Source organism: Bartonella sp. AP58NXGY (genome assembly GCF_042195785.1).
In the GTDB taxonomy this organism is placed as follows: Bacteria; Pseudomonadota; Alphaproteobacteria; order Rhizobiales; family Rhizobiaceae; genus Bartonella.
In genome coordinates this window covers 341-714 of record NZ_JBHIOY010000249.1, presented here as the reverse complement: position 1 = coordinate 714, position 374 = coordinate 341, and the positions used below count along the sequence as shown (strand labels likewise).

The 374-nt window shown below is 45.7% G+C and carries 1 protein-coding gene; it reads left to right on the top strand.

The window, feature by feature from the left end; all coding sequences use genetic code 11:
• Positions 1 to 374, top strand: a 374-nt coding sequence (locus ACFINC_RS10745) for a hypothetical protein (protein WP_375617205.1), incomplete at both ends; no start/stop codon positions are given.

Below are 374 nucleotides of genomic sequence, written 5' to 3'. Positions count from 1 at the left end.
TACACCAAAGGGGGGTCTCAATAATTCAGGGGATCTTTCTGAGGGGCTTCCTTTGCCAAAGCCTCAATCGGGCGGTGTTGGGGGCACGCTGCCCAACCAGAATTTCCTTTATGAAACGCGGGCAGAATTCCTTGATGTTGGTAAGTTTTATGGCTCAGCCTATTTTTTGAACAGAATTGGTTATAAGCCAGATCGGGAGATTTTCTTCTTAGGGGATGCTTATTTTGAAAAGCAACTGATTGAAAAACAAATGCGTGATCTTGTGGGGCAAGGCTTAGGCAAAGGGTCGTTTATTCCGGGAAAAGATTCGATTGAACAAGTTAAAACCTTGCTGGATAGAGGGGCAGACTATGCCAAAGCCCACAATCTCCCCT